Source organism: Micromonospora halotolerans, assembly GCF_032108445.1.
GTDB lineage: Bacteria > Actinomycetota > Actinomycetes > Mycobacteriales > Micromonosporaceae > Micromonospora > Micromonospora halotolerans.
This window is the reverse complement of record NZ_CP134876.1, coordinates 6,173,207-6,197,898: the sequence shown is the minus strand read 5'-3', so window position 1 is coordinate 6,197,898 and position 24,692 is coordinate 6,173,207. Positions and strand designations below refer to the sequence as shown.

Here is a 24,692-nt window from a genome sequence, read left to right as displayed (position 1 = left end):
GCCCACACGGACCTGCAAGCGATGGCGTACTCACGACCTCAGACACGTTCCGGTCCGCGGCTTTGCCAGTAGATCGGGCGAAGCATTCGGTCGTCGCCAGCGAAGCTCCGCCGGGCTGTGTGAGTTAGGGGCAGCTGGCTGGCCAGTAGATGGCGCAAGGTGTCATGGAGGCCGACGATGCTTCGTTCCACGAGCACAAAGTCAGTGAACGCGGCCTTGCCGCGGTGCGAGAGATTGCTGCGGACCTGGTACCAGGCGTCGAACGAACTCCTGCCGGGAGCGCATTCTCGCTCGCGAGGGTCTCGGCTGTCGCGGACCTCGATCGACGGCGGGTTCACCTCTGCCACAGCCGCCATGGTGGCCGATTCGGCTTGGAGTCGGCTCAACCGTTTGCCTGGTTCAAGCCTCGGGCCGAACACGAGGGCGGTGTACCGCTCGAGCACCGTGCACAGTGTGAGGTACAGACCCTGGATCGGGAGAAAGGCTTCCCAAAATCCTTCCATGTCGGCGGGCATGGGCCTGACGGTCTCGAAATGGCGTTTGGCGAAACCGAAGATGCCGTCCAGCCCACCATTGAACAAGGGGTCATCAGCAGATGACCAGCGCTGCTCCTGCAGCTGCGGGTTGCCGCGTCTCGGACTGCGCCCGATGTAAACCCAGGCGTCGACCTCACCCCCGGTCTCGGCCTTCGCTCTTACCCTTCGTTCGATGTACAGATCGTTACCCTCATACTCCTGAACCCGGCGTCGGAGGGCGTCGGCACGCTCGGCCGTTGGCATCAGGAGATCACCTCGGACGGAACCACCTGGGACCTCGGTGATGAATGGAAGCCCGTCGCGCACGTAGAGGCCGTAGCCTGCGAGCTCCGCACGCTCGACCCCCGATATACAGGGCTCCACCTGCCGATGAGCCAATTCACTTCGGCACAGGCTGCCATAGACGAAGATTGCTCGGGGGGCGTCGAACATGGACCGAAGTCTGCCACGACCAAAGGACAAGCCCCGGCGTCACCGCGCAGGGCCGCGCGACATACGGGATGGGGATCTCCTACCCGGCCCGGCAACTCATGGCCTCGCTCGGTGGCTCCGGCTGCACGAGCAGGGTGACGCAGTTCAGGCCACGGTCGGCGATGACCTCGGGCAGTTACAGGCGGACCACCCCGAATAGGCGCCGTGTGGTGACGGGCATAAGGCCTCACCGAGGGTCAGGCGACCGTGGTCGCCCCGGCGGCACCACATTGACACCGGCGAGTTCAGCCAGAATGAGCCGGGCGACCAGAACCATGAGGTCTGGCCGAACCCATCCGGTGCGTCGTGGTGCACTGTGCCATAACAGTGTCTTGTGCCCCCTGTGTGCCCCACACTGCCAGGAGCGGGCGGCCCTTGGTCAGCTTGGTCCTGCGTTGGTCGGTGGGTCCGCTGACGTCCGGCATCATCCAGCCGAATCCGCCGCGTTGGCTACTTTCCGTGGCTACTCGTCAGGCTCCTCCGCTCCGATCGATGAACGATGGAGCCGCGCCGGGAGCGGCGATCCCGGCCAGCGTCGTATGGCGCTGCTCAACCAGTCCGCCAGGAGGTCCACCCTCGGGCTTGCATCTGGTACCTAGGTACAGGCTTACCGTCGAGGTATGAGCGACCACCACGTCACGACGGACGACGCCTGGGTACCGGATGCCTGCACCCTGCCGACGGCTGAGCGGCCGCTGCGGCTCGCCGAGTTTGATCAGTTCTTCGCGGACGCCGTGCGGGGCGTCGACCGGCTGTCGGCACAGCATCTGCGGTTGCAGCTCGACGGCGCGGCGCAGGTCGAGGAGACGGCCCGGGATCTGACGGCGCGGGAGTCGTCCTGCTGCTCGTTCTTCGCTTTTGACCTCTCGCGGTCCGAGCCTGACTCGTTGGCGTTGGACGTCCGGGTACCGGCGGCACACGTCGACGTGCTCGACGCCCTCGCCCAGCGCGCGGTGTCTGTTCGGGATCAGGGATGAGCGGTTCGGGACTGCGTAGCGGCCAGCTGGCCGACGCGGCCGGGGTCAACCAGCAGACGCTGCGCTACTACGAGCGCCGAGGCCTGCTCGCCTCGCCGCAGCGGTCGCCCGGTGGGCACCGGCTCTACCCGGCCGAGTCGGTCACCCTGCTGCGGGTCATCAAGACCGCGCAACGCCTCGGCTTCACCCTCAACGAGGTTGCCGACCTGCTCGACGCCGGCCAGCATCACCACGGCGGTCGACCGGACAGCGGCCTACAGGCACGCGCCAGGGAAAAGCTCATCGAGGTGGAGCAGAAGTTGGCCGACCTGACCGTCATCCGTGACACCCTGCGCGCCGCCATCGCAGCCGGTTGCGACGACCTGGTCGCCTGCGCCGGCAGCTCCTGCTGCCCCCTGCCCTTCGCCGAGCTGGTCGAGAGGAACGATCGTGCCGACACCTGCTAACCGGCTGCGCCGCCTACTGCCCTCCGGAATGACGGGACTCGTTGGAGCCGCCTGCGCTGCCTGCTGCGTGCTACCGGCGCTGCTGGCCGCCGGGATCCTCGGCGGCGCCGGCTGGGTCGCGGTCAACCGCTTCCTGCCCGGCGCCGCCATCGCGCTGGCCGTGCTCGCCGCTCTGTCCTGGTGGTGGGCCACCAAACGCCGGCCCAACAGCGGCTGCACCGGCGGCGACTGCTCTTGCGGTCACCGGACCAGCACGACCGCGAGGTGATGCCGCTACGGTCCGACGCATGACCGTTGCCCGCTCGATCCTGCTGTTCCTGCTTGCCGCGCTCGCGGAGATCGGCGGCGCCTGGCTGGTCTGGCAGGGTTGGCGGGAAAGCCGAGGACTGATCTGGATCGCGGCCGGAGTCGTCGCGCTCGGACTCTACGGCTTCGTCGCCGCCTTCCAACCCGACCCGAACCTCGGCCGCATCCTGGCCGCCTACGGCGGAATCTTCGTCGCCGGCTCCCTCGCCTGGGGCATGCTCGTCGACAAGTTCCGCCCCGACCGCTACGACCTCATCGGCGCAGCCATCTGCCTCGTCGGCGTCGCCGTCATCGCGTACGCACCGCGAAGCAGCTAATCCCCAGCGCGGCCGAGCGTTCCGCGGCCGCGCTCTGACATGCAGAACTGAGTGCGCCGCCACACCGGGCGGGTTGGTCGCGGGCGTGTGTTTCGGGCGTATCGAGAGTCCTTACGCCACCCAAACAGCCCTACCGATTAGATGGGCCCATGAACCACAGCGCATCCCTGTCAGCACCGGCCCGCCGCACGCGCAGGACCGTGCTCCTGAGCCTGGCGGTCATCGGCGTGGCGAGCGTCGCGTTCGCCGTGCGGCGACCGCTTCTGATGTCCGCTCCGAGGTGCATGGCCGGGCGGTGGCACGGCTGCTACGACACGGACAACGGTGTGCTGCTCATGATGCTGGTGGGGCTGCCGTTGGCTGCTCTGGTGGCGTGGGCTCTGGCGCGCTTTCGGCGTGCCACCGATGGCACATCGGCGTGGCGGATGTCGCTGGCCGAGGTGGGCCTGGTCTACGGGACGGTACCGCTCGTGTGGATCACCATGATGCCGGGACCGGGGGCCGGCATCGTCCCAGGCCGGGTGAGCCTGATCCCGCTGCGGGACCTGCTCACGATGGGGCCCGTCGGGATCGGCGGCAACCTGCTGATCTTCGCGGCGCTAGGGTTTTTCGCCCCGATGAGGTTCGCGGTGCTGGCGTCCGTGCCGCGGATCCTGGCGCTCGGCGCAGGCTGCTCGGCCCTGGTTGAAACCGCACAGTACGTCCTGCGGCTGGACCGGGTGTCCTCCGTTGACGACGTGCTGGTCAACACCGCCGGCGCCGTGCTGGCCGGGCTCGCGTCGCGCCACTGGTGGCGCACCGCGGCGGAGCTACCGTCGGACCGGCCACGCCCCGCGTCGGCAACGGCAGGCTGAGCGGCGCGTCCAGTAGGCGAATGTCAACGACACTTTCCTGACCATAGACAGCCGGTATGCAGGTACTGATCGTGGAGGACGAGCCCTAGTAAGCCGCACTCTTCTGCCGCCGTCCGGGCCTTCAGTGGGGAAAGGCGCGGGGGATGCGGGCGTTGATGAGTTCGTCGCGGAAGGCTTGGATGCGGGTGATGACCTGTCGCCGGCCGATGGTGTTCTCGATGCGGTCGAGGTAGAGGCATCGGGCGGCTAGTTTGTCGAGGTCGACGGTGAAGTAGATCGCCATCAGCGGGTTGACGAACAGGTCGCCGCCGCTGTTGCGCCGGGTGAACCGGACGTCGCCGAACGCGCCGGTGGTGGCGGCGGCGATCTGTCCTTGGACGATGCTCGGCCGGTCGGGAGTGGCGGCCTGGGCGGCCGCGACAGCATCGCGGTAGAGCGCCGCCTCCCGGCTGGTACCGGGGATGGAGAGGGCCCCGAGGTAGCCACCGTCGCGGTCGAGCGCGGCCAGGTTCTCCAGCACTTGAACGTGGTTGACGCCGTCGTAGGCGTCGATACCGAAGCCGAGGCTGGTCACCAGCTTGACCGGCACGTCCAGCGTGGCCACGGCGGCCAGGCTGGTGATGTCCTCGACCGGGGTGCCGAGGTCGCTTTCGTCGCCGCGTAACAGGACATCGGTGCCGCCGTCGACGAGCACCACCGCGTCGATGTCGAGGTGCTCGACCAGGCGCCGGTACGCCGCCCGTAAGGTCTGGACGCCGAGCGGCGGGAAGGCGTAGACGGTCGAGGGCAGTTTCTGAGCGGCCAGCCACCGGGCGAGCGTCCGTTCGGGGAAGTACCAGTCCGGGCTGCCGGTGTCCGGCTGTACCACCGCGACGTGCTCTGACAGCCATGCGTCCCGGTCGATCAATTCGAGCTCGGAGAAGGACAGGCTGGCCAGGTGCACCTGCGCGCCGCTGCGCTGCAGGGCGAACGCTAGGGGCAGGCCGGCGTACACGTCGAGCCCTCCGCCGGCTCCGGCGATGAGGATGTTCCGCGCCGGCGCCAGTGCGGCGAACAGTGGCGGAACGGCCAACGAGAAGGCGCCGGAGTCGAGGGGCAGCGCGGCGGGGCTCATCACCACTCAATGATCAGCCACGCGCTGAAGCCCTGGTGACCCACCGCCACCGGCGACAGCGATCGAACTACGCGTTTGTCACTCGCCGGGTGCCGTGGCGTGCGACGGAGGAGCGGCCGCGGCCAGCACGGTCAGCGCCGGTGAGCGTGTGTGCGACCGCAGTCCGTGGTCTGACTTGTCTGGCGACTGGGCGCAGTTGGCGGACGACTGTGTCGGGGTGTGTGGTGTCAGTGGTTGCCCATCGTCGCTGTAGCGCATCGACCAGGTTGGTGATCATGGGTTCGGTGACGTGGCTGTAGATGCCTCTTACGCCGGCGAGGCGGTGTCTGAGGCGGCGGGCTTGGGCGATTTCGGGGATGCCGTCTTCGATGGGCCAGGTCTTGTGGGTGTGGCGCAGGTCGTGGAAGTGCATGCCGGGCAGGATCGGCGGGATTCCTTGTTTCGCGTTGCCTGCGGCGGGGGTCCAGGGGCGGCGGTTGAAGTTGGAGCGGCGTTGGTGGTAGCCGCGGGCGCCGGGGAAGACGGTGTCATGGGAGTGTTCGGCGAGGTGGGTGGCGAGGAGGTGGGTGAGGAAGCGGGTAGGCGGATGTGGCGGACGGAGTCGTTGGTTATGGGTGGGCCGAGGTAGAGCTTGCCTTCGACTTCGTGGAGTGCGCCGGTGTCAGGGTGGACATAGATGCTGCCGGCGGTGAGGCCGAGGTTGTCTCGGTGCAGGCCGGCGAGTTCGCCTCATCGCATGCCGGTGTAGGCGGCGGTGAGGATCATCAGGCCGTCGGTGGGGCGGGCTGGCGGGTGACGATGGCGGCGACTTGGTCGGCGGTGGCGTGGGGTCGTTCGGCGCGGATGCCTTTGGGGATGCGGATTCCTCGGCAGGGCTTGAAGGGGATCCGGCGGTCTTCGACCGCCTCTTGGAGGATCATCGATACGACCATGATCACGTCGGTGACGGATCGGGGTGCCAGGCGTTTGCCGCGGGCAACGGCGAGGGCCTTGATGTGCTGGCGGCGGATGTCGACCAGGGGTAGTGGGCCGAGGACGGGCAGGATGTGCAGCCGCAGGTGGCTGCGGTAGGCGGTCCAGGTGGCCGAGCGCGGTGGCCTCGACCGGTCCGACGAGTACCGGCACTCTGCAGGGGTCGGCGGTGGGCTCGCTTACTCACCGGCGAGAGAGCCGACGCTGCACCGCCAGCCACCGGGGCCGACCGTTTCGGTCACCCGCCGGCCGTCGACCACCACAGCGCAGGTAATCGTCCGTTCGCCCTTATCGAAGGCCTTGGCGGCCTGTATGTACATCAGACCAGGCTGGTCGGTGTGGATGGTACGGCGCCAGGGCAGAGGCACTGCCTCGAGCTCGATCAGGTAGCCGTCGGCGTCGCGGTACTGGATGTCGGCCGGCCCTTGCCCGGTCACGGCATAGGCGATGGCGAACCGGCCAGGCCCGTTGGAGGGAGTCGACGCAGGCCTCCGGGTCGGGCTGCGATCCGGTGTCGGTTCCACCGGGGTCTCGTCGGTGTCAGACTCGGCCGGCCCGTCCGGGGTCTGCGGCTGGCTCACCGCGTCGTGGCGATACGGCTGGTCGGGCAGGCTGAGCGCGAGGCTCGTGACGGCGAGTCCGCCGCAGACCAGCAGCGCGACCGCCGCGAAGGCGGCGAGAAGCATGGTGGTGCGCCGGTCGTCCCCGAAGCGTGGCGGCCGGGTGGGCGCTTCGGCTGGCGGCAGGGCCGGCAGGTCACCGGCCGGAACGGGTGGCGTCGACCCATCCGCGGTGGCCTGGGGCGGGTCCGGGGGTACCCAGGGCGCGTCCGGGTCGATCTGGCTCATGCATGTCTCCTCGTTGAAGTGGCGCCAATGGGAGTTGCTCCCCAACGCGTCTCGGGGGGCCGACGTGCTCGCGACCCTGTCTGCAACATCGGCGAGTTCGGCCGCCAAGTCGCACTGACCCTCGAACATCCCCCGTGTGACGAGCCGTGAGACGGGGAACCACGAGCATGGTCTGCGCGCCAACGTGATTCGCCATCCGGACGGCCCAGCCCAGCCGATCTCGCAGAGCCGCTCCCTGTAGTGCTCCTCACCCGACCCGCCGTCGCGGCCGCCGGCGCGGGCCATCCGGTCACCCTGGTCTGACTGGCGCCGATGCCGTCCAGAGGAGGCCCCGGCGGGTCGACCTGAGGTGTGTGCACGCCTACGCGCCTCCATTCTTTGCCTGTCGGGCAGTCGAGCACTGAAACCCAACCACTGTCAGGCGGCGGTCGTCCAAGACCGAACCGACGCGTAGCCGATATGCGTTTGAATATCAGCCCTGCTTGGAGGTGCCTGGGTCCGCTGCAGAAGTGGTCTCCTTGTCCATGGGGCGGATCAGGTCCGGGCCTTCGAGCAACTCCCGGTCGCCTCGCTAAGCTGCCCTGGCTGATCGGCGGCGCGCTCGCCGTCGTGGCCTCTGCCGTCGTGTTGACCTACCTCGGTGTCACACAGACCAACCGCCACAAGCCGCGGGTGCTCCAACAACACGCATCCCACCACGAGGTCGGTGACCGTTTCACGAATGACGCGGCCGCCGCCGCCCGGTTCGGCCTCTACACCCTCACACTCTGGCTGATCGCCATCGCGGCGTTAGCGGTGCTGGGCTTCACCGTCGGCTGGGCGTGGTCGTGGCTCGCCCTGGTCGGCGGCTTCACGGCGATGATGCTCGTGCTGGCGCGCATGCTGTTCGCGCCCCGGAACTGACCGTCGACTCACAGACAGCGCCCGACCGCCGATCGGACGAACGGATTCCGGACGCCGACGAGGGCGGTCGTGATTAAGCCTGTACCTAGGTACCAAATGCAAGCCCGAGGGTGGACCTCCTGGCGGACTGATTGAGCGGCGCCATACGACGCTGGCCGGGATCGCCGCTCCCGGCGCGGCTCCATCGTTCATCGATCGGAGCGGAGGAGCCTGACGAGTAGCCACGGAAAGTAGCCAACGCGGCGGATTCGGCTGGATGATGCCGGACGTCAGCGGACCCACCGACCAACGCAGGACCAAGCTGACCAAGGGCCGCCCGCTCCTGACAGTGTGGGGCACACAGGGGGCACAAGACACTGTCAAACGTCGTCAACGAGCGACCAGCGATGGCAACCCGAGACGCCGTGTGAGCAGGTGTCGCTGGCCGTTCACGCTGGTGGCGGGAGAGCGGCTCTATGTTCCGCTTCAACTCCCCAAGCTGCGGACGCCCGGCTAGTGCCGCGGAGCGGACGGTGTACCTTCCTCGGATGACTGGCGGTACCCGCGCTGGCGACGATCCGGAAGCCATGCCGGCGGGCGTAGACGCCGATATCTTGCTGGCCGCACAGATCTCGGCTGACCGGGTCTCAGAGCTACGTCACGCCGTCACTGCTGCGGTCAAGGCAGCCGGGCTTACCGGGGCGCGCTTGGAGGACTTCGTCCTGGCGGTGCACGAGCTGGTGGCGAACGTCGTCCGTCACGGCGGCGGCTGCGGGAAGTTGCTGTTGCGCCGCTGCAACGACTCGGTGACGTGCCAGATTTCGGATCCTGGACCAGGTATGGACGAAGTTGTGCCTGCGCTGCCCAGTGGCAACCGGCCCGGCAACCGGGGCCTCTGGCTGGCCCAGCACCTACTAGCTGGCGACCTAATCCTGGACAGCACCCCACAGGGACTGACCGCCACGGTCAGCATCACGATCACTCCGAAGGAGGTGGCCTAATGTCCAGCCATGGCGACCTGCAGCAGTGGCGCGCCGAGTCGCAGCCTGGCCGAACGGTGGTGACGCTGACGGGTGAGCTGGACGTCAGCAGCGTGGACGAGGTACGCGGCTTGCTGGCCGACACCGTCCGTGCGACTCCAGTGGTCGATGTTGACCTGACGGGGCTGACGTTCATCGACTCGACGATTCTCGGCGCGCTCATCGCGGCCCACCGCGACGCGGCCAGCTTGGGTGGCTCCCTAACACTGCTCAACCCGACGGGCCATGTCCGGCGGGTCCTCATCGTTACCGGCGTCCTACCGCTGCTCGGGGCAGACAAGCCAGGATCGGCCAGAGCCGAGGTCCCGTAGACCCACGACCGGACCCGTGGCGCGGGCAGGGGCGCAGCTGGCGCCCGCCAGCGAGGCGGTAGAGGTCTGTGGTCCTTCGTCAGCGGGCCAGGAGGGCCACGATGACGGCGATGCATCCGACCAGGAGGATAATTCCGCCGAACATGACATGAGGCCCCCGATCGCGGGAGCGCTGCGATTGCTGCCGTAGGGGTTGGGTTGGCTGGTTCCAGGCAGGCGGCACGGCCGCGACATTGTGGCGGGCCGGCCACAGTGGTGGCGGAGTCCGGGGTGACGACTTGGCGATCATGGGATGCCCTTCGACGGCGTCATGGTGCTAGTCAGGTCCGGGGCCGGGCGGGACCGCGGGGGGTCGGGTGGCAAGTCCCGCCCGGTCGTGGAGACAGCGCACCCGGTCTTCCACCATCGAGAGGCGTTGACCGCCGGTTTGCTGTTACATCGTCCGATCTCGTAAGGGCGAGCTGTCGAGATCCGTAGTCGGACGCGCACGCTCGCCGGTTTCCGAACCCGGCTGCGCTTGTCAGGAATCCCTCGTGCGAAGGAGGCCGGGAACTATCCGCAGGTTAGCGAAGTGGTCACCGTGCCCGAAGAGCTCACCGAGGCTGGGCAGAGCGGAGGTCCCTGACCTGCGGTGATACAGGCGAGCGGTCCGGCGTGACCTCCCAGAGAACACCGAAGTGGTCACCTCCCCGCGCAGGCGGCGCTGAGCAGCCTCAGGTGGCAGGTCGACGGTTGGGGCGGCCCGGCGATGCGGCCCGGCGATCGGTGCCCGTCTCTTCGTGTGTCTGTCTGCCAGTCCCGAGTCGTCCTGCTGCCTGGAAGATCAATCTCAGTTCCACAGCCTTGACCAGGGCTATCCGCTCGGTGAGCTCTTCGGCGCGCCCGAAAGCGTCAGCACCGGCAGCTTCGCTTCACAGGCCGGCGACGTCCGCTCATGGCACCCCTTTATGTCAAGGCGCTGCGGGAACCAGGGGTTTAGGGTGGTTGGTGGCGGGTCCGGGAAGTGGCTTGTCCGAAGGGCCGATGTCCGGGGTCAGGTCGGTCACGCTGGATTGCAGAGTCGTCCCCGAGTGCCCTCCCGGGCCTGCCACCTGCCCGCGTTTCTGGTCTTCGACCATGCGGGCGTAGACAACGTTCGACAGCCGCCGTTTGAGGGCGCGCATGGCTTCCATGGAGGTCTTTCCGGCGGCCTTCTTCGCGTCGAAGTAGGCGCGGCCTTGCGTGCGGTTGCGCAGCTGGACCACGGCCATGATGTGCAGCGTCCGGTTGAGCCGGTTGCCGGCGCGGGAGAGCCGGTGACGCTTCTGGTCGCCGGAGGAGGCGTCCAGCGGGGCGGTGCCGTTCCAGGAGGCGAAGCGGTCCCGGTCGGCGAACCGGCTGATGTCGCCGACGTCGGCCAGCAGCCGAGCTGCGCCCGAGGGGCCGATGCCGTGCAGCTGCATCAGGGTGGAGCCGCGGGCGGCCACCAGCTCCTTGAGGTCCTTCTCCGCGGCTTTGATCTTCTTGTCGATGCCCTCAAGTTCACTGATCAGCTCGACGGCGAGGCGGCGTCTGGTCTTGCCCACGATGTCACGGGGTTTGACCGTCGCGATCAACGCGCGGGCCTGTGGCGCGGACAGGAACTTCTTCGCCCCGCCGGGCAATAGCTCCAACAGCAGCCGGTGCAGCCGGTTGATGGTCTGGGTGCGGGCGCGGCCCAGCTCGTCACGCCGGTCGGCGAGCATGCCCATCACCTGCAGGTCCGCGTCGACCTGAACCTGCACCAGATTCGGGCTGCGTAATGCCACCATCGCCACCGAGTGCGCATCCACCGGGTCGGTTTTGCGGCCGTTGCCGGTGGCGAATACCCGCACCTGCGCGGACAGTTTCGCGGGCACGTCGAGCACTCTCTCACCGTCGTGGACCAGGCGGTGGGCGATGTGTTTGCCGATGCCGTTGCAGCCTTCCACCGCCCACACCCGGCGGGCGTGCTTGCGGCCGGCGGCGAGCATGTCGGCGTAGCCGGCCTTGTCAGTGCCAAAGCGGCCCATCGCGACCACCCGGCCGCGTTCGTCGACGACCTCGATGGTGGCTGAACGCTTGTGCGGGTCCATCCCGATGACCACGCTCATCGGCGCCTCCCTCGGCTGAACTGGATGGAGTTGTCAGCAAGGAGGGCACCGCTACTTCGAGCAGAACAAACCCCTTTCCAGCCACTCCTCGCGCGGTGCCCGACGAGACCGCAGGCCATGAGAGAGCCACACCAATGACACCGGTGGGCAGCCGCAATGTGGGAGCGTCTCGCCGGGCACCTGGACCGAGTCTGGCCGGACACCGATCCTGGACCAAGTCTCTAAGTAGCCGAAAGTACTACGTCTGATCTTGTGGAGAACCGGCTCGCCGCAGCGCCCGGCGCCCGCGTCGCAGGTCTCGGTGGCCCTGGCCGTCGCGCCCGCGGAGTCCGCGGTCTCATCTCCCAGCGCAGCAGGTCGCCGGGCTGGCCGTCGAGGGCCTGGCAGAGTGCGGCGAGGGTGGTGAGGCGGACGGCCTTGGCGCGGCCATTCTTCAGCACGGGCAGGTCGACGGTGATCGGCATCAGGTCATCTCGTTCAGCTCGGCCTGCATTTGCGCCGCCTCGGCGTCGCGAGCATCGTTGGGCGGCGCTCCTGCAGCTCGGTGACCCGTGCCACATGCAGTTCCTGTCAGCAATCAGGGCGCCGTTCCGCTCAACTCACGGAAGCAAGCGAACCGACAGGAGCAACACATGAAGCACCGCATCGTCGTCCTCGGCGCGGGCCATGCCGGGGCCTTCGTGGCCGGGAACCTGGCCCGCCGGCTGTCCGCGGCGGACACCGAGGTCACCGTGGTCAACGCCGTGCCGGACTTCGTCCAGCGGCTGCGGCTGCACCAGCTCGCGGCCGGCCAGGAGATCGAGGCTCCGAAGCTCGCCGCCGTCTTCGCGGGCACGGGGATTCGGTTGCGCGTGGCTCGTGTCACCGCCGTCGACCCCGAGCGCCAGGTCGTCACCGTGGCCGACGCCAGCGGCGGCGGCGAACTCGGCTACGACACGCTCGTCTACGCCCTCGGCAGCCGCGGCGACGACCGCGGCGTCCCCGGCGTGGCCGAGCATGCCTTCGACATCGCCGCCCGGTCCTCGGCGCTGCGCCTGCGCGAGCGCCTGAACAGCCTGGGCAGGCGGGGCGAAGGCGGCAGAGTGCTGGTCGTCGGCGACGGGTTGACCGGCATCGAAAGCGCCACAGAGATCGCCGAATCCCGACCCGGCCTGTCGGTGACACTGGTCGCCCGCAGCGAGCTGGGCGCCCGGCTCTCCGCCGGAGCCCGCAGCCACCTGCGCCAGGCCTGCGACCGGCTGGGCATCACCGTCCTGGAGCACACCAGCGTCGAAGCCGTCGAAGCGACACGGGTGCTCTGCGCCGACGGCACCGCCCTGGCGTCCGACGCAACCGTGTGGACGGCCGGGTTCGCGGTCAGCCCCATCGCCGCCGCCAGCGGGCTGGAGGTCACCGAGAACGGCCAGATCGTCGTCGATCGCACCGTGCGGTCGGTCTCGCACCCGAACGTCTACGCCGCCGGCGACAGCGCCTACGCCATCGGCGACAACGGGCGGCCGCTGCCGATGTCCTGCGCTTCGGCCGGCTACACCGGCGGGCAGGCGATCGAGGCGATCGTGGGACGCCTGACCGGCCGCAAGATCGCGAACACCAAGCTGGGCTACCCGGGCAACCACATCAGCCTCGGGCGGCGGGACGGGATCCTGCAGGCGGTCGACGACGAAGCGCAAGCAAAGCCGAAGTATCTGGGCGGCCGGAAGGCCGCGCGGATCAAGTCGGGCATCCTCAAGATGTCGCTGTGGGCCACCTCGCACCCGACCTTCGGCCTGCCCAAGCGCAAGCACCGCCTGGCCACCGCGCCGAATGCGTCCGCCAACAAGACGCTCGGCGTAGCCGCCTAGGTTGATCCGCGTGGATAGCACCGCCACTGATCGCTTCGGCACCAGTCGGTTCGAGGCCAGCCGGAACCGGCTGGCCTCGCTGGCGTACCGGCTGCTGGGCTCCGCCGCCGACGCCGAAGACGCCGTGCAGGATGCGTTCCTGCACTGGCAGGCCGCCGACCGGCAGCGGATCAAGGTGCCGGAGGCATGGCTGACCAAGGTCGTCACCAACCTGTGCCTCGACCGGCTCCGCTCGGCACAAGCCCGCCGCGAACGCACCGTCGGCGCCTGGCTGCCCGAGCCGCTCCTCGACGGCGACCCGATGCTCGGCCCGGCCGACACTTTCGAGCAGCGCGAATCGGTCTCCCTGGCGGTTCTGACTCTCATGGAGCGCCTGTCACCCGTCGAGCGGGCCGTTTACGTCTTGCGCGAAGCGTTCTCCTACAGCCACGCCGAGATCGCCGAGATCCTCGTCATCAGCGAGTACGCGAGCCAGCAGCATCTCCACCGGGGCCGGCGCCGCATCACCGCCGCGCGCCGCCGCGGCGGCGAAGTCGACCCGGCATCCGCCCGCAGGATCGTCGAGGAATTCCTCGCCGCTGCCTCCTCGGGCCGCACCGAACGGCTGGTGGCGCTGCTCACCGACGACGCGACCGCGATCTCCGACGGCGCCGGTGGCGGCCTGACCGAGACGCTGCTGCAGTACGACACTCCGCAGCGCATCGCCGCCGTCGCACGGGCCGGCTTCAAACCCACACCCGCGAAACGGCGACTTGCCGGCGGCACGCCCGCCATCCACTACGCGCTCGTCAACGGCGCCCCCGCCATCCTCTTCGTGCTCGGCGACCAGGTCGTCGGCGCCGTGACGTTCGACATCACCAACGACAAGATCGAAACCGTGCGCGGCATCGCCGCCCCCACCCGCCTCGCCCGCCTCACCGAAACCTGGCGGCAGCACGAACCGGACAAGCCGCTCATCGCCCAGTGGTGACCCGACGCCGACCGCGGCAAGGCGCAGGACCCGCGCTGCGATGAATCGGTCCGGGCTTCGGACGCCACCAGCCGCATGCGGACAGCGTGCAGCGGCTCGACGGCGCCCTCGCCGTCGGCGTGGAGGACGCCCGTATCACCGGCCTCTACTACGTCCGCAACCCGGAAAAGCTGACCCGCCTCGGGTCGGCGACCCCGCTCACCCTGCGCCGTCCTATTCGGAGGAGACGACATGGTCGTTCAGGCCCAACCCGCAACTAATGCGTCGCCGTCGCCCTGGTCGGCGGTGGCCCGGGCCGTCGCCCTGCTGACGGTGGCCGTCAGCGTGCTCCTGACCGCCTTCGCCTGGCCCTCGGTACGCTCGTCGGTGCACGGCGTGCCGGTCGCCGTCGCCGGGCCGGCACCCGCGGTCAGACAGATCAGCGCCGCGCTCGACGAGCGCCTTCCCGACGCCTTCGAGATCACCGAAGTCGCCGATACCGCCGCCGCCGGACAGCTGATCCGCGACCGCGAAGTGTACGGGGCGATCGACGTAAGCTCCGGCGCACCACAGGTCATCCTCGCCTCCGCCGGCAGTCCAGCCGTCGCTCAGACTCTCAACAGCATCGCCACCGCGCTCAGCCAGGCGCAGTCCCACGGGGCCAGCACGGCGGCCGCCGTCCGCGACCTTGTCCCGCTGCCGACCGACGACCCGCGTGGCACCGGGTTGGCCGCCGGGGCCGTGCCCTTGGTCATGGGCGGTCTGCTCGCCGCATTTCTGCTGACGAGACTTATCCTTGGCACCACCCGCCGGGTCATCGGAGCGCTCGCCTTCGCCGTCACGGGCGGCCTGGCCGTGGCGGCCATTCTGCAGTTCTGGCTCGGCTCCCTGACCGGCTCCTACTGGGCGAACACCGGCGCGGTCGCCCTGACCGTCGCGGCCACCTCCCTGGCTATCCTCGGGCTGGAGTCCCTGCTCGGATACGCCGGGCTCGGCCTGGGTGCGGCCACCATGATGCTCATCGGCAATCCCTTGTCGGGCACCACGACCGCGCCCGAAATGCTGCCCGGCTGGTCCGGCACGCTCGGCCAACTACTGCCGCCCGGTGCGGGTGGCCGGCTGCTGCGATCCACCGCCTTCTTCGACGGCCACGGGGCCACCCATTCGGTCATCGTCCTCGCGATGTGGCTAACGCTCGGCGTACTGCTGTGTCTTGCCGGCAGCCTGCGCCGGCGACGCCCAGCCGCCGACCCCGTGACCACAACCGCGCAGCCGGCCGCACAGGCGACCGTATGAGGTGCAGCGGCAATGTCATTCGCATCGAGTGAGCCACCGCTGTCCAGCATCCGCCGACTGTCAAGATCAGACGCACTCATCTGGCTCCCCTCTGTGTCATCCATGGAGGAGCGGGGTCGGTCAAGGCTGGGGTTTTGACCGGCTGGGTCGTCTCAGCCGGCATCACTCTTTGGCAGTGCCGCCGGGCCGTGATGCTGCGGCTACTTGGCGTACCTCTGGTCGGACTCCCGGCGTACAGCTTTGGTGAGGTCACGCCAGGCTCCGGCCGAGGTCTTCACCATCCGGTCGTGGGTCAGGCGGGAGTCACCTCGCCGGCCCTCTGGTTTCGTGGGCTCCCACTGAGCTGCTCGTAGCAGACCAGGGCGACGAGAAATGCGGTGAGGAGTCCGAGCGCGGCCAGGGCGGGCAGGCTCCGGGCGGCGGGTAGCAGCAGCAGCACCACGCAGGTGGCGACGATCTGCTTTCGTGGGGTGGCCTGGCCGGTGGGTCGGAGGAACAGAACTCGGCCGGCGCAGTAGAGGATCACCCCGCCGTACAGCGCGACGGTGGAGGCCCAGTCCAACGACGGCGTGGTGTGCCAGGGTTGGCCGTGGGCTAGGTGGTCGAGGACTTGCTCGATGCCCAGCGCGGTGTAGATGACACCGGCGATCAGGGGAAAGTGCGCCAGGCTGTACGCGTTGGTGGCTAATCGGCCGCGCTGTCCGCTAGGCACCGTTTCCAGTGCGTGGCCGGCGACGATCGCAGTGTTCTTGAAGTAGAGCCGCCATAGGCACACCGCGTTGGTGAATGCGAACAACGCTGCGAGCAGGACCGGCCCGCGCGTCACTGCCAACTCGGCCCCGGTTCCCACCGACATCAGTGACTCACCGAGCGCGATGATCAATACTAGGCCGTGCCGTTCGGTGAAGTGGCTGGGGCTGCGCAGTCGCCACCCGCTGAGGGCCGAGGCGATGACGCCGCCGCTGAATTCGATGGCGAATGCACCTGCCCAGAGCAGGGTCTGCGCGGTGCCGTGGAACGCGGCGCCGAGAAGGAGCGGTATCCCGGCGAGGATCGCCGTTGTCATGTAGAGGCGCAGCGTGGTGCGCAGTTGCCGGTCGCCAGCCGCTACGTGGAAGGCGAGGGCGAGGTGCAGTACCCGTTGCACGATGTAGGCCAAGGCCAGGATCACAGGTGCGTCCACGATTCCGTTGCCGTGCCGCCAGGCGTTCGGTATCACTAGGGCAGTGACGAAGATGGCCGCCATCGCCACGATCGTGCCGGCGGGGACCAAGCCGACGTCGGCGCGGACCAGGTTGCCCAACCAGGTGTAGTTCGTCCAGGCTATCCAGAGCAGCAGCAGGAGGACGAGCCCCTGTGCCATGGTGAGGAACGTGGGCGGCCGCCCCATGAACGAGATGATCCGGGTGAGGGCGAAGACGAACACGAGGTCGAAGAAGATCTCGAACGAGGTAGCCCGATGCGTCTCCTCGGTCATGATCGGCCGGGACCGGAAGATCGTTTTCATAGCTACATTTTCATTGTTCACCGCCCAAAAAGGCCGGGAGTCGACATTAACCGGGCCAGAACAATGCCGCAGGCGGTGTGACCGGGTGTCGCACGTCAACCGAGGCCGCCGTGTCAACCATCAACCGGCGCAGGACAGCCGGCTGCCGGCGAAGTGGACGCTCCTATTTCTGTCAAGGGATCGGGTGGGCGGCGTAGATCATGTCGCGCCGATCAGGAGGTGGCCTGTCGGGGAGTAGTCCATCTTCCAGTCGGTATAGACGCCAAGGGTGCATCCCGGGTGCAGCGAAGTCCGACGCTGACCCACCGGACCTCGCCGTCGGTGCGCAGGGCGAACCCCACGGCGACCTGGAAGGCTTCGCCGCCGCATGGGCAGGCGCATTCCTCCGGGTCGGCGTCTTGCCAGTAGTCGGCACCGTCCGCGATCAGGGCGTGGTCGCCGCAGGTCAGACACCGTGTCTGTGCGCAGCTGGGTCACACGCTGAGGCACGCTCAGACGGCGAGTGGCACCCGGGTCTGGGCCAGCTGACCACCAGCGACCTCTGAGGTGCCCGGACGGGCGGCCGCCCGGACTTCGGGCCGACTACGTCCGGATCTGCCGCTGACCGCGCTGCATCGCTTGACCATGCGCCGAGCGTGAGGAGGGACTGTTAGCTTGTCTCGCGGTCGGGGGACGCCCACACTTGCCGCGTGACGACGGTGTATGCAATCGACGGGAGGCGGGTGCAGACGCTGGAGGACTTCTGGCGAGTGGTCGGCGAAGCTGTGAACGGTCCGGGCGGGTACTTCGGCCGGAACCTCGACGCGCTCCACGACTGTCTGCACGGAGGGATGGGTGCCCCCGAGGACGATGACTACGTCTTCGAGTGGCGCTACCACGAGGAATGCATCCGGTCATGCCGCCGATCGTGCGCGCCGCCGGGCGGCGTGACCGTAACTGCCTGTAGCCGGCCCATGTGGGGTAGGCAATCTGTCGTGCCGAGTCGAGTGCGTTGCCTGACGTCAAGATCGCGGCAGGTTCAGCCGGGCTGGAACCGCTGCAATCCAGCGCGGCCGAGAAGGGTATTCGTCGCGTCGGCCATTGCCTGGGCGGCCGGACGGCTGCGGTAGCCAGTCGCGTGAAGAGTCAGTCTCGGTCACCGGCCCCGATCCTGGCAGCAGTCCACCTAGGACCACCACCGCGAGCCTCACAGATGAGCGACAGCTCCGGCTAGAAGCGGCCGGGCCCTTGATGGGCCCGGCCGTGTCGTCGACGGTTAAATGCTCTGCCCAGAGAGGGTGGGGACGCGGCTGGCGGCCCGGGTGTCGGCAGCCTCCATTTCAGCGGAGATGGGGGAGGGCTTGAAGCCCTTGACGACCAGATAGACGCCCAGCGAAAACTCCCACACAGCGATCGGGATGGCGAACAACCCCGCCAGCGCGGACACCTGTCCCCCGGAGAACAACGTGGCGGTGAAGGCAATCACCAGCAGAGCCGCTCCGACGAAGCCCAGCAGCGGAAGACCCCGCGGCACGAGGCGGGACCGGTACAGCAGGGTGCCCAACAGCAGGGCGTTCACGGCCGGAAGGAAGCTCTGTCCGAGGAGGAAGACCCAGTCATGGAAGGCGACCAGCGCCTGGCCGGTGACCAACGCATCTGCTCCGGCTCCGGCCTGCCGCAAGGTCACGACCGACAGGAGGCTCACGACGCAGCCGAAGATGGTGGCGGCTTCCAGGACCCGCACGCCGACGAAGCCCAACGCCAGTGCTTCGTTCTGCCTCTTGACCACCGGGTACAGCGCGACGGCGGTGCCGATGCCGGCGAGAGCCACGATCATCTCCAGGATGCCGCCGATCATCACCGGAGTGTCCGGGCCAGGGCCGACGACAAAGTTCGCTTCTTTCACCGGGCCGTACAGGAACAGCGTCGGGATCGAGACGAAGGTGACCAGGTAGAGCACGCCCGCGATAAGCGCAGTCTTCCGCAAGGAGGTCATCGGAACTCCTTTCGGTGTTGCTGGGCTCAGGTCGACCCGCCCCGAGCTGCGACGGCGTGGGCGAGTGCCGAGGGTGTTTGGCGGCCGACGATTGCCGGTGCCTGATGGACGAGCTCGTCGTCGGTGAGGGCTTCGACCATGAACAGGGCAAAGTCCACTCGGCGGGTGATGTTGCTCTTGAGAATGGGGTCACCCGCGTGTCTGCTCCACACTGGTAGGCCCTGACTGTCGCCCTCCTCCAGGTCGCTGCCCCGCACAACGGTCCACCGGGTGTCGCTGGCGAAAATCCGCCGGCACGCTTCCACCTGGTCGTCGAGGTCAGCGAAACGAGCGAGTTTCGCCAGTGGACCCGCAATCTTCACGAGCGCTTTGAGCTTCCAGGAGTACACGTCCTGGCCGTCGCGCGTGATGTGCCACCCGCACGAGAACACCAGACGTGCCCCCGGCTGGGCGTGGTCGAGCACCGCCTGGGCCGTCCCCGCCGAGTAGTGGTTGACCCCTCGCGGAACCAACACGGTCAACACGCCGTCGCACCCGTCGACCGCGCGTCTGATGGCGTCACGGTCGTCTGTCGCTCCCGGAATGACGGTGATACGTCCCTTGAACGCGTCGAGCTTGCCCACGCTGCCTTCCCGGCACACGCCGACGACCTCGTAGCCGCGGTCCAGCGCGTGGCGCACCATGTATCGCCCGAGTTTTCCGGAGGCCCCGACGATGCAGACCTTCAGCTTGGCAGGGCGACTTGCGTCATTTCGGTCTTGTGCTGTTTCCATGACTTCTCTTCTCGCGTCTGGGTTTCGGACAGATGACTCAGGAGCGCCAACCGGGCCGGGGTCGAATGGATGTCGTGCTCAGTTCCTTGCACCGGTCGAGGCCGGCTCGTCACGCTCCGTTGGCCTCAGCGGTGGTTGCGATGACGGTGGTGGCGGGGTCTCTGCCGCCGGAGTCCAGCCGGAACGGCGGATAGGTGTCGGTCATCAGCGAGGTGTAGGCGGCGACTCTGAGCACCCACCGGTTCAGGCCGAGGATGAGGTCGTAGAGGCCGTTGGGGTAGCGGCCGGTGACGGCGAGGATGATCGCGGCGATGAGCACCAGGAGACCGATCAGGCCGCCGCCGGTCCAGCTGTAGTTCTGGGTGTCGGAGTTCAGGGTGAGCCAGGTTCCGCCGCCGGCGAGGATGCCGACGATTAGCAGGTGCGGCAGGGCGAGCAGCCACCACTTCACCAGGACCAGTCCACGGGATAGGTGCTCCGGGTAGGGCACGTGCAGGTGCGCCGGGTAGTCGGGGACTTCGGCCAGCCTGAATGGCGGGTACTGGTCGGTGCCGAGCGCGCTGTAGGCGTAGTAGTTGACCCGCCAGGTCCAGCGCATCACACCGACGTTGAATTCGAAGAGCGGGCGGGGGTACCGGCCGGTAAACAGGATCGCGAAGAACGCGATCACGGACACCACGCAGAACGCGATCCACAGGGGGATCAGCACGATGCAGTGCGGAATGGCCAGGATCCATTTCACCAGCCATAGCCAGCGTGACAGGTGCGGGTCCAGGTGCGCATCCACACGCACCGGATAGACGGATGTTACGGTCATGAGTGTCATACCTCCGACGGATCGGCTGTTCCGCCGGTCCGCAGGCGCGGAGGCGCCGGACGGGATCAAGCGGTGGTTGCGCGGGCCCGTCCGGAGGTCCGAGTGGCAGGCATCATGTCCCGCGACACGCTGCAACGGTCATCGCCGATGGCGACGTGCCGGTCGGGATCCTCTGCATCGCTCGGCCCTCAACGCGGCGGTGCCGCGTTCTCGCTGCCGAGGTCTGGGGCAGCGCGCCCGGTGGGCGCCGGCAGTCAAAGACACTGACGAACCGATCCAAAGTTGACTGTACGCGCTATCTGCGGTTCTGCGCCCTGACGGTCAACTATCTCCACGCGCAACCTCGCATCCATGCCGATAACGATATGGCGATAGTGGCGGTCGGGTTCAGCGGGCGACGGCGCGGCTGGTCGCGAGGCGCGATATCGAAGCCGACGAGGAAAGTCACACATCGGGCCGTCGGGGTTCATGACGGGCTGGTCGGGGCACCCGCACCGGTCGGATCGCCCCGGACCACAGCGTCCGGCCGTGGGCGTAGCAGCTGATGGTTGCGGACCCATCCCTTCCCGAAGCACCTGACGGTCAGATGTCGTGGATCGCCGACCATGTTTGCCGAGGCCCGCTCACGCCGGCGCTGCCAAGAAGATGGGCACCGCTTGGGAAGCGGCACCAGCCGTGCTCGACCGGTGGCTTACTAATCGATGCAGACATCCTCTTCTGCCTGTCGGTCGTGCACTGCAGTGCGTCGGCGATCACCACGCTCCCTACGTCGCTTCGGCAGACTGATCGGTGGGCGGGGTGCGCGCTCGTGCGGATGAGCGTGCACGTGGCGTCGTTGAACAGTGAGGGCTGTGATCCGTGCCGCCTCCAGCGCATCCGCGCAGAACACCGTCGAGGTAGGCGGCCGGCTCTGTCCGGCTGCGCCCGGCCCCTTCAGATTTGACAGCGCTATAGCTAGCGGTTATCTATTGTCGGTCGACGGAGGTGTGCTGGGTGCAGGACGTGGTGCTGGCCATGCTGGCGAAGGAGCCGGCGCACGGGTACGAGCTGCGTAGCCGGATGCGTGGCGCGCTCGGCCCGCTCGGCGAGACGATGAACGCCGGGCAGATCTACGTGACGTTGGCCCGGCTTGCGAAGGCCGGGCTGGTGACCTCGGAGCGGGCCGAGGGGCTGCCGGACCGGCCGGACCGGCGGGTGTACGCGTTGACTTCGGCGGGGCAGCAGCGAGTCGCCGCGTGGCTGGCCGAGGTGAGTTGGCCGAAGCCGGACCTCAGCGAGTTCCATCTCAAGCTGGTGGCCGCCGCGACGGCGCGGTTGGCCGATCCCGTGGCGCTGGTCGACGCCCAGCGGCGGGAGGTGTTGCGCCGGCTGCGTGACGCCCAGCGGGCCGCACTGGACCGGTCGGTGGACCCGGTTGCCGGGTTGCTGCTGGAGGGTGTCGTGCTGCGACTGCGGGCCGACCTGGAGTGGTTGGAAGCGTGCGAGCGCATGTGGACCGAACGCGACCGGACTGAACAGAAGGGAAATGGATGACCGAGCGGGGCGAGGGAAACGAGGGCATGCCTGGTGGTGCCGCATGACCGGGTCGGCGCTGCTACGAGCGCGCGGGGTGACCAGGTGGTACGGCCGGGGAAGCGCCCTGGTCCGCGCGGTCGACGAGGTCGACCTGGAGGTGCCCGCCCTGCAGACGGTCGCGATCATGGGTCCCAGCGGCTGCGGCAAGTCGACCCTGTTGCACCTGCTGGGCGGCCTGCAACGCCCCACCGACGGCGAGATCTGGCTGGCCGAGCACCGGATCGACGGGACGAGCGAGCGCGGTCTGGCCCGGCTGCGGCGGCATCACATCGGCTTCGTCTTCCAGTCGTTCCACCTCATGGACGAGTTGACCGCAGTGGAGAACGTCGAGCTGGCCGCGTTGCTGGCCGGACAGTCGCCGCGCCGGGCCCGGCAGCGCGCCATGACTCTGCTGGACCGGGTGGGGCTCGCCGACCGCGCCAAGCACCTGCCGTCGGCATTGTCCGGCGGCCAGCGCCAGCGGGTCGCGATCGCCCGCGCGTTGAGCAACGAGCCGCTGGCCGTGCTTGCCGACGAGCCCACCGGGAACCTGGACAGCGCCGCCACCCTGGAGGTGCTGCGGTTGTTCGAGGAGCTGCGTACGGCGGGGCAGACGCTGGTGGTGGTCACCCACGACGCGCGCATCGCCGCGGTCGCCGACCGGGTGATCTCCATGCGGGACGGGTCGTTCGCCGACGACAGCCTGCTCGCCGGCACCACCGGTACCACCGTCGGCACGGGCAGGGTCTACGGCGGGTGGCGCTGACATGGCCGGACGTCTTTTGCTCGTCTGCCGGCTGATGGTGCGGGACCTGCGCCGGCGGCGCATCGAGACCGTACTGCTCCTGCTCGCCATCACCGCCGCCACCGCGACGCTGACCCTCGGCCTCACCCTCAACGAAATCGCCGACCGGCCGTACCAGCAGACCCGGACCGCCACCGCCGGCCCGGACGTGATCGTGACACCCCGGGCCACCGGCCAGGCCGCGTTGGACGAGCTCGCATCGCTGACCGCCGCGGCCGGCGTCAGCGATCACAGCGGTCCGTTCCCGATCGCCTACCTGACGATGACGGCCCGCGGCAAGTCCGCGCACGCCGTCGTCGAGGGCCGGGACACGGCACCCGTATCGGTCGACCGGCCCGCCGTGACCGACGGCACCTGGGTACGCCCCGGCGGCGTGGTCGTCGAGCGCTTCTTCGCCGACGCCCTCGGCATCCGCACCGGCGACACGGTCAACATCGACGGCCATCCGCTGCATGTGACCGGGACCGCGGTCACCGCCGCGAGAGCGACGTATCCGTACGCCGGGTGGCACTACCCGGGCAGCATCTTGGTCGAGCGTGGCGGCCTGGTCTGGGTCGACCACAGCGACATCGCCACGCTCGCCGGCGAACAGCCGCTGTCCTACACCCTGAACCTCAAACTCGCCGACCCGGCGGCCAGCACCACGTACACCGTCGGCGACCAACTCACCACCTGGCAGGAGATCGGCCACCTCAACGGTCGGCTATACAGCGATGCGCGGACGGTGCTGCTCGTCGGCAGCTGGCTGCTCACCGGCCTTGCGCTGGCCGGAGTCGCCGGCATCGTCGCGGGCCGGATCATCGGCCAGCGCCGCCGGGTGGGGCTGCTCAAGGCCGTCGGCGCCGGACCAGCCATGATCGCCGCCGTCCACCTCGCCGAATACCTCGTCATCGGGCTCGCCGCCGCCGCCACGGGCCTGGCCGCCGGCTGGTTCGCCGCACCCGTGCTGATCCGCCCCAGCGCCGGACTCATCGGCTCCGTCAACGCCCAGCCCCCCGCGCTGCGCATAGCGATCGCCGTCACGGCCCTCGCCCTCACGATCGCTGTGGCGGCGACTCTGATACCGGTGCTGCGCGCCGCCACCACCAGCACCGTTCACGCACTGGCCGACGCCGCAACGCCGCCGCGGCGCCGGCAGTGGCGCATCTGGCTGTCGCGCCGGCTGCCCACCGCCCTGCTGATCGGAGTGCGCATCAACGCGCGCCGGCCGCGCCGCGCCCGACTCGTCATGGTGAACACCCTGATCACCACGACCACGCTCGTCGCCATACTCATGGAAAACACCCAAGTAGTGCACTTCGACCTCGGCTACACGCAACTCGCCAATCCCCGGTGGGAACGCGGCGAGCAGGCCATGCTCCTGCTCACCGTCGTGCTGTGCATCCTTGCGCTCATCAACGCCGTCGTGAGCACCTGGACCGCGGTACTCGACGCCCGGCAGCCGCTGGCCGTCGCGCGGACGCTCGGTGCCACACCCGCGCAGGCCGGCGTGGGCCTGGCGGCAGCGCAACTGCTTCCCGCCATACCCGGCGTCGCCATGGGGATCCTGACCGGCATCGGGCTTGTCGCGGCCCTCAGCACCGACGAGGTCCCGTACCCACCCGGTTCCTGGCTGCTCGCCACCGCACTCGGAATCCTGCTCGCCATCGCCGCGCTCACCGCCATCCCCGCGCTGGCCGCCGCACGCCACCCGGTCGCGGACACCCTCCAGACCGCACCGACCTGACCGCCGCCAACGGCATGCAGCCGCTCACGGGGAACCGAGCGGAACCACCGAAGATTACGCGCGGATAAGTAGCCGCAGATAAGGCGTGGCATCCGTGAGTGTGTATGGCAGGACTCCACCGAGATCCCTTGATGCGGATCGATACCATGTCTCACCGTGAGTAGCTCCGGAGCACCCGTCGCGGATCCTGCCAGGTCCGCGCCATCTCGCCCTATCGCCGATGCCTGGTCCGGGAGGTTGGTGGGGGGAGTAGCGATCTGCTGC

The 24,692-nt window shown here is 68.6% G+C and carries 25 protein-coding genes and 1 pseudogene; 15 read left to right on the top strand and 11 right to left on the bottom strand.

Annotation, left to right across the window (positions count from 1 at the left end):
• Positions 1–38: 38 nt before the first annotated feature.
• Positions 39–968: a gamma-glutamylcyclotransferase family protein gene (locus RMN56_RS29155; RefSeq protein WP_313721048.1), complete on the bottom strand. Its 930-nt coding sequence runs from the start codon at positions 966–968 to the stop codon at positions 39–41.
• A gap of 659 nt (positions 969–1,627) precedes the next feature.
• On the opposite strand from RMN56_RS29155, the gene RMN56_RS29150 reads away from it, so the two are divergent.
• From RMN56_RS29150 to RMN56_RS29130, 5 genes are all read left to right on the top strand, one after another.
• The gene (locus RMN56_RS29150) at positions 1,628–1,984 is read left to right on the top strand and encodes a hypothetical protein (RefSeq protein WP_313721047.1); all 357 of its coding nucleotides are present in this window, start codon (positions 1,628–1,630) and stop codon (positions 1,982–1,984) included.
• Positions 1,981–2,430, top strand: a complete 450-nt coding sequence (locus RMN56_RS29145) for a MerR family transcriptional regulator (protein WP_313721046.1) — start codon at positions 1,981–1,983, stop codon at positions 2,428–2,430. The genes RMN56_RS29150 and RMN56_RS29145 overlap by 4 nt, the downstream gene beginning before the upstream one ends.
• Positions 2,431–2,458: 28 nt before the next feature.
• A complete protein-coding gene (locus RMN56_RS29140; protein ID WP_313721045.1) occupies positions 2,459–2,698 on the top strand; it encodes a hypothetical protein in 240 nt (79 codons plus the stop codon).
• A 19-nt stretch (positions 2,699–2,717) separates the two neighbouring features.
• A complete protein-coding gene (locus RMN56_RS29135; protein WP_313721044.1) occupies positions 2,718–3,053 on the top strand; it encodes a YnfA family protein in 336 nt (111 codons plus the stop codon).
• A 149-nt stretch (positions 3,054–3,202) separates the two neighbouring features.
• Positions 3,203–3,907, top strand: a complete 705-nt coding sequence (locus tag RMN56_RS29130) for a VanZ family protein (protein ID WP_313721043.1) — start codon at positions 3,203–3,205, stop codon at positions 3,905–3,907.
• A 121-nt stretch (positions 3,908–4,028) separates the two neighbouring features.
• Here RMN56_RS29130 and RMN56_RS29125 read toward each other — a convergent pair whose 3' ends face one another.
• The 4 genes and pseudogenes from RMN56_RS29125 to RMN56_RS29115 all read right to left on the bottom strand — a co-directional run bounded on the left by RMN56_RS29125 (position 4,029) and on the right by RMN56_RS29115 (position 6,841).
• Positions 4,029–5,021, bottom strand: coding sequence for a DUF1152 domain-containing protein (locus tag RMN56_RS29125; protein ID WP_313724886.1), 993 nt, complete (start codon positions 5,019–5,021; stop codon positions 4,029–4,031).
• Positions 5,022–5,088: 67 nt separating this feature from the next.
• Positions 5,089–5,535: pseudogene (locus RMN56_RS32800) on the bottom strand (hypothetical protein); the annotation flags it as partial.
• Positions 5,536–5,785: 250 nt separating this feature from the next.
• Positions 5,786–6,064 carry a hypothetical protein gene (locus RMN56_RS32925; RefSeq protein ID WP_512699746.1) on the bottom strand — a complete coding sequence of 93 codons (279 nt, stop codon included), beginning with the start codon at positions 6,062–6,064 and terminating at the stop codon, positions 5,786–5,788.
• 108 nt (positions 6,065–6,172) lie between these two features.
• A complete protein-coding gene (locus tag RMN56_RS29115) occupies positions 6,173–6,841 on the bottom strand; it encodes an MmpS family transport accessory protein (RefSeq protein ID WP_313721041.1) in 669 nt (222 codons plus the stop codon).
• Between the two features lie 624 nt (positions 6,842–7,465).
• Between RMN56_RS29115 and RMN56_RS29110 the strand changes: the two genes are divergently transcribed.
• The 3 genes from RMN56_RS29110 (at position 7,466) to RMN56_RS29100 (ending at position 9,074) form a co-directional block, all read left to right on the top strand.
• Positions 7,466–7,744, top strand: coding sequence for a hypothetical protein (locus tag RMN56_RS29110; RefSeq protein ID WP_313721040.1), 279 nt, complete (start codon positions 7,466–7,468; stop codon positions 7,742–7,744).
• Between the two features lie 527 nt (positions 7,745–8,271).
• Positions 8,272–8,724, top strand: coding sequence for an ATP-binding protein (locus RMN56_RS29105; RefSeq protein ID WP_313721039.1), 453 nt, complete (start codon positions 8,272–8,274; stop codon positions 8,722–8,724).
• Positions 8,724–9,074, top strand: coding sequence for an STAS domain-containing protein (locus RMN56_RS29100; protein WP_313721037.1), 351 nt, complete (start codon positions 8,724–8,726; stop codon positions 9,072–9,074). The genes RMN56_RS29105 and RMN56_RS29100 overlap by 1 nt, the downstream gene beginning before the upstream one ends.
• Before the next feature lie 950 nt (positions 9,075–10,024).
• Here RMN56_RS29100 and RMN56_RS29095 read toward each other — a convergent pair.
• Positions 10,025–11,185, bottom strand: a complete 1,161-nt coding sequence (locus RMN56_RS29095; RefSeq protein WP_313721036.1) for an IS110 family RNA-guided transposase — start codon at positions 11,183–11,185, stop codon at positions 10,025–10,027.
• A 221-nt stretch (positions 11,186–11,406) separates the two neighbouring features.
• Positions 11,407–11,649, bottom strand: coding sequence for a helix-turn-helix domain-containing protein (locus tag RMN56_RS32890; protein ID WP_446685809.1), 243 nt, complete (start codon positions 11,647–11,649; stop codon positions 11,407–11,409).
• 168 nt (positions 11,650–11,817) lie between these two features.
• Between RMN56_RS32890 and RMN56_RS29085 the strand changes: the two genes are divergently transcribed.
• The 3 genes from RMN56_RS29085 to RMN56_RS29075 all read left to right on the top strand — a co-directional run bounded on the left by RMN56_RS29085 (position 11,818) and on the right by RMN56_RS29075 (position 15,271).
• Positions 11,818–13,026 carry an NAD(P)/FAD-dependent oxidoreductase gene (locus tag RMN56_RS29085; RefSeq protein ID WP_313724885.1) on the top strand — a complete coding sequence of 403 codons (1,209 nt, stop codon included), beginning with the start codon at positions 11,818–11,820 and terminating at the stop codon, positions 13,024–13,026.
• A gap of 10 nt (positions 13,027–13,036) precedes the next feature.
• Complete coding sequence (locus RMN56_RS29080; protein ID WP_313721035.1) at positions 13,037–13,996, top strand: sigma-70 family RNA polymerase sigma factor; 960 nt, start codon at positions 13,037–13,039, stop codon at positions 13,994–13,996.
• Positions 13,997–14,227: 231 nt separating this feature from the next.
• The gene (locus RMN56_RS29075; RefSeq protein ID WP_313721034.1) at positions 14,228–15,271 is read left to right on the top strand and encodes a hypothetical protein; all 1,044 of its coding nucleotides are present in this window, start codon (positions 14,228–14,230) and stop codon (positions 15,269–15,271) included.
• A gap of 292 nt (positions 15,272–15,563) precedes the next feature.
• On the opposite strand, the gene RMN56_RS29070 is transcribed toward RMN56_RS29075, so the two are convergent.
• Positions 15,564–16,778: a low temperature requirement protein A gene (locus tag RMN56_RS29070; protein WP_313721033.1), complete on the bottom strand. Its 1,215-nt coding sequence runs from the start codon at positions 16,776–16,778 to the stop codon at positions 15,564–15,566.
• 689 nt (positions 16,779–17,467) lie between these two features.
• Between RMN56_RS29070 and RMN56_RS29065 the strand changes: the two genes are divergently transcribed.
• Positions 17,468–17,887 (top strand): barstar family protein, encoded by a 420-nt coding sequence (locus RMN56_RS29065; protein ID WP_313721032.1) that lies wholly within the window; start codon positions 17,468–17,470, stop codon positions 17,885–17,887.
• 146 nt (positions 17,888–18,033) lie between these two features.
• Here RMN56_RS29065 and RMN56_RS29060 read toward each other — a convergent pair whose 3' ends face one another.
• From RMN56_RS29060 to RMN56_RS29050, 3 genes are all read right to left on the bottom strand, one after another.
• Complete coding sequence (locus tag RMN56_RS29060; protein ID WP_313721031.1) at positions 18,034–18,753, bottom strand: DUF4386 domain-containing protein; 720 nt, start codon at positions 18,751–18,753, stop codon at positions 18,034–18,036.
• A 26-nt stretch (positions 18,754–18,779) separates the two neighbouring features.
• Positions 18,780–19,526 carry an NAD(P)-dependent oxidoreductase gene (locus RMN56_RS29055; protein WP_313721030.1) on the bottom strand — a complete coding sequence of 249 codons (747 nt, stop codon included), beginning with the start codon at positions 19,524–19,526 and terminating at the stop codon, positions 18,780–18,782.
• A gap of 109 nt (positions 19,527–19,635) precedes the next feature.
• On the bottom strand, positions 19,636–20,343 hold the full coding sequence (locus tag RMN56_RS29050) for a DUF4389 domain-containing protein (RefSeq protein ID WP_313721029.1): 708 nt from the start codon (positions 20,341–20,343) through the stop codon (positions 19,636–19,638).
• Between the two features lie 993 nt (positions 20,344–21,336).
• Between RMN56_RS29050 and RMN56_RS29045 the strand changes: the two genes are divergently transcribed.
• The 3 genes from RMN56_RS29045 (at position 21,337) to RMN56_RS29035 (ending at position 24,428) form a co-directional block, all read left to right on the top strand.
• The gene (locus tag RMN56_RS29045) at positions 21,337–21,876 is read left to right on the top strand and encodes a PadR family transcriptional regulator (protein WP_313721027.1); all 540 of its coding nucleotides are present in this window, start codon (positions 21,337–21,339) and stop codon (positions 21,874–21,876) included.
• Between the two features lie 76 nt (positions 21,877–21,952).
• A complete protein-coding gene (locus RMN56_RS29040; RefSeq protein WP_313721025.1) occupies positions 21,953–22,663 on the top strand; it encodes an ABC transporter ATP-binding protein in 711 nt (236 codons plus the stop codon).
• A 1-nt stretch (position 22,664) separates the two neighbouring features.
• Positions 22,665–24,428 (top strand): ABC transporter permease, encoded by a 1,764-nt coding sequence (locus RMN56_RS29035; protein WP_313721024.1) that lies wholly within the window; start codon positions 22,665–22,667, stop codon positions 24,426–24,428.
• Positions 24,429–24,692: the final 264 nt, after the last annotated feature.